A 3,648-nucleotide genomic window follows, 5' to 3' on the forward strand; every position below is an offset into this window, starting at 1 on the left:
CATGCGGTCGACCCGAAAGGTGCGCAACGCCTGCCGCGCCTGGTCCCGCCCCACGAGGTACCAGAACCCGGACCGGAACAGCAGTCCATAGGGCTCAACCCGTCGGTCCTCGGCCCGGTAGCCGAAGCGCACCGAGGCGCGGGCCCGGAGGGCCTCGTGCAGCCGCGGCAACTGGGGCAGCGACGGCAGGGACGCGACCTGGCTGGGGCTGTCGGCGTCGGCGACACCGAGCTTGACCAGCGCTCCGCGCCCGCTGCCGTCGTCGAGGTGGACCCCGGCCACGGCCAGGTTGAGGGCAACCTGCTCGTCGTGGTCGAGCCCTAGGGGCGGCAGGTAGTAGTCCTCGGGCCGGATGCGATAGCCCCACTGCTCCTCGGACTCGACCGGCTCGACGGCGATCGGTATCCCCTCCTCCCGGAGGGTGCGCTTGTCGCGCTCGAACGCCTGACGGCGCGCCTCGGCTCCGTCCGGATAACCCGTCACCGCGTCGGCGATCTGGTGGATGGTCAGGGGCCGCTCGGTGTCGAGCAGCGCCAACACCAGGTTGGTGAGCCGCTCCAGCCGATCACGCCTCTCCACCGGCGCCAGAGTACGCCTCGTCGCGGGATGTCGCCGCTGGCCGCTCCTAGCCCAGGTGACGGAAGCGGAGCGGCAATGTGTCGGTCACGAAGGCTCGCAGCGGCTCGCCACCGTGCTCTCCAATGACCACGACGGCGTAGTTGCCGCTGCGAGGCGGCGCTTGCGCGACGTCGCCAGGAGCGAACTTGCCTTGGAATGCGACCACGCACACCGACCGCTTCGCCTCTTTGGGAGACAGCGTGGTGGGAGGCTGGGTGGTGGACGGCTGGGTGGTGGACGGCTGGGTGATGGACGGCTGGCCGGGGGCCGTGGTCGGTGGCCGGCGCAGCTGCGACAGCCTGACCCGACGCACGCCCAGGAAGCGGCCCTTGTTGTGGACGGCCGTCGTCGCCGACGGGAGGGCCTGGAAGCAGGTGCTGGAACCGGTGCCGAGGCTGTTGTGGGCCGAGGCGCAGCCGCCCAGGGCGACGACACCCAGCGCCAGCCCGACACCGGCCGCGGCAGCTCTACGCAACGAGATCTTCACGCCCTCACCAGGTCAGATTGTCCCCCATCAGCCTGGCCGCGGCCCGCTCGACGGTGGATCTCCAGCACGACGGCGATCCCCCACCCCACCGGCAACGACGCCCAGAAGCTGAGCAGCCGGTACACGAGAACGGCGGCCACAGTGGTCGCCTCGGCCCCGCCGTAGGCCACGAGGGCGATGGTGATGCTGCCCTCCACGACGCCGAGGCCGCCCGGCGTGATGGGAAGATTGGCTGCCAGCTGGCCCGCTCCGTAAGCCAGCAGCACGCCGCGCCAGGGAACCGGCGAGCCGACGACACCGAAGGCGGCGACCAGGCAGCCGCAATCGAGCACCCAGTTGGCCATCGCCCACGTCAGGGCGATCCCCCACTGGCGGCGACTGGGCGTCACCGCCGTGAGCCGGGCGAAGGTTCGGTCCACCACCGCCCGGGGCGTCGCCCGGGGCCGACCCGTGAGCCGCTTCGCCAGCGCGACAGCGCCGGTCGCCACCGGCCGGAGGAGCCCCCGCCGCCAGGCGATGGTCACCACCACGACGATCCCGACGATCACGCCGAAGGTCGGCGCGACGACACCGAGGCCCGCGGAGCTCTGCGAGCCCGCCACGACGAGGCCCACGGTCGCCAGGGCGGCCAGGGTGACGGCGGCACAGGCGTTGTCGGCGATGATGGCCCACACCGACAGGGTCTCGTCAGCTCCTCGGCGGCGGAACTGCTGGTAGGAGAAAAGGCTGCCCCAGGCGACGCCGCCCGGCAGCGAGTTGGTCAGCGAGTTGTAGGCCAGGGTGATGGCGGTGGAGCTGGGTAGCCCCAGGTCGAGGTCGCCGCTCAGGAGGATCTGGCGCTGGAGCGCGCCGTAGGCGACGATCGAGCCGATCTCGAGGGCGATGGCCACCACCAGCCATACCCAGTCCATGTCCTCCAGGTACGACGCGGCACCCGCCAGCTCGCCCTTGCGCCCGATCACGGCCCACGCGGCGAAGCCGGCCAGCGCCAGCCCCCCGATGACACGGATGAACGGCCAGGCCCGTCGCCACCGCGACCGGTGGCGCTTCCCATGGTCGCCCCTGTCGCCAGGAGCGGGGGGCTCGGTGAGCTCTACCGGGTCGCCCACGATCGCCACGACTGGAGGGCGAGCGAGATCACGGCGCCGCCGGGCGCTCGATCGGCGTACTGGTCGTACTTGCGGGCGAGCAGCGCCACGGCCCGGCCTCGCTCCTCACCTGCCTGCGCGTCCTCGGGCTCGAGCACCGTAGCCACCCCGTCGGCCCGTACCCACCAAAGTCGGTCCCAGTCCTCCTCATAGTGGTCGGCCAGGACCGACGCCGCCGGGTTGGCCCGCAGGTTGTCGAGGCGACGCAGGCGCGTGCCTCGTTTGGGCTTGTGGTCCACCGCCGAGTAGAGGCGGTCGCCGTCGAGGGCGAAGCAGATGGGCACGACGTGCGGTTGGCCGAGCCGGTCGGCGGTGGCGAGCCTGGCGACGCGAGCTTCGGCCAGCCGCCGGTGAGCCTCCAGTTCGTTCAAGCGAGAGGTCCCAGCGGCGCGCTCACCAGCGCTCTGCCCCCGCCGCCCAGGTGCCGATCAGACGGCCTGGGCCGGACCCAGGACCTGGTCGATACGGGCGAGGACCCAGTCATACGAACCGCTCATCACCGGTGCCTTGCAGTAGTGGCACACGCCGGCCAGGTCGAGGTTGAGAGGCGCGCCGCAGTTGGGGCAGCGCTGTTGCATGGTGCCGCCGTCGGCCTTGGTCGTGGCCGAGCTCGACCGCTGGAACACCCAGTCCTCGCTCCATTGGTCCACCGACTTGTTGCCCCGCACCCGCTTGCCCGAGGACGTGTCGATGTCGTAGTCGGCGCAGGCGGCGAGGAAGCGCACGGTGATCGTGTCCTTGGACTGATCGCTGCTGGCCCCGACGATGGTGGCGGCGCCCACAGAGAGGTCCTCGAGCACGTTTCGCTTCCCCGAGCGCTCGTAACCCTCGATCTGCACGCGATGCTGTTGCCAGATCCCGTCCGCCATGACCTGGCGGCTCATCTCGGGCTTCCGATCGGTCCACGCCTCCTGAACCGTGAAGAAGGCGCGCTCGGTCGACGCGATGAATGCATCTCGATCGAAGGCGGGATCGTGGGCCTGGATCGCCGCCAGGCCGTCGGACACCTCGTCGTGGGCAGCTGGCATGGTGGCCTCCTCGGGAGGGCTCGGAAACGTGGGGCGCCCCAGGTTCTCGTCCGGGAAGGGCGGTTGAATGGGCCGCGACCGCCGGCGGGCGGCGGCGAAGCCGATGAGCACGATGATGGCGACGATGATCAGGAAGAAGACCAGCCCGCCACCGGCGCCACCGATGGGGAGGAAGAAGAAGCCGCCGTGCCCGAAGCCGCTTCCTCCACCGCTGAACCCACCGCCGCCACCGCTGGTGCCGCCGCCGCTGAAGCTGTGTCCCCCGCCGGCGCGGGCGAGCAGCAGACCGAGGAGTCCTGCCATGAGCGTCAGCCCTCGTGCGGATCGTCAGGTTCAGCCGCTGGCGGGGGGGCCGCGGCGGTCCCGC

The 3,648-nt window shown here is 71.3% G+C and carries 5 protein-coding genes; all 5 read right to left on the minus strand.

Annotated elements, in window-relative coordinates:
- The coding region (locus tag VH112_04230) for a WYL domain-containing protein (GenBank protein ID HEX4539430.1) at window positions 1-579 on the minus strand (579 nt) is incomplete at its 3' end.
- Between the two features lie 46 nt (window positions 580-625).
- The gene (locus tag VH112_04235; protein HEX4539431.1) at window positions 626-1,105 is read right to left on the minus strand and encodes a hypothetical protein; all 480 of its coding nucleotides are present in this window, start codon (window positions 1,103-1,105) and stop codon (window positions 626-628) included.
- A complete protein-coding gene (locus VH112_04240; GenBank protein ID HEX4539432.1) occupies window positions 1,102-2,214 on the minus strand; it encodes a YbhN family protein in 1,113 nt (370 codons plus the stop codon). The genes VH112_04235 and VH112_04240 overlap by 4 nt, the downstream gene beginning before the upstream one ends.
- The gene (locus VH112_04245; protein ID HEX4539433.1) at window positions 2,199-2,624 is read right to left on the minus strand and encodes a TIGR03668 family PPOX class F420-dependent oxidoreductase; all 426 of its coding nucleotides are present in this window, start codon (window positions 2,622-2,624) and stop codon (window positions 2,199-2,201) included. Before VH112_04245 ends, VH112_04240 begins: the two co-directional genes overlap by 16 nt.
- Window positions 2,625-2,681: 57 nt before the next feature.
- The gene (locus tag VH112_04250; GenBank protein ID HEX4539434.1) at window positions 2,682-3,584 is read right to left on the minus strand and encodes a Tim44-like domain-containing protein; all 903 of its coding nucleotides are present in this window, start codon (window positions 3,582-3,584) and stop codon (window positions 2,682-2,684) included.
- Between the last annotated feature and the right edge of the window lie 64 nt (window positions 3,585-3,648).

Source organism: Acidimicrobiales bacterium (assembly GCA_036270875.1).
In the GTDB taxonomy this organism is placed as follows: domain Bacteria; phylum Actinomycetota; class Acidimicrobiia; order Acidimicrobiales; family AC-9; genus AC-9.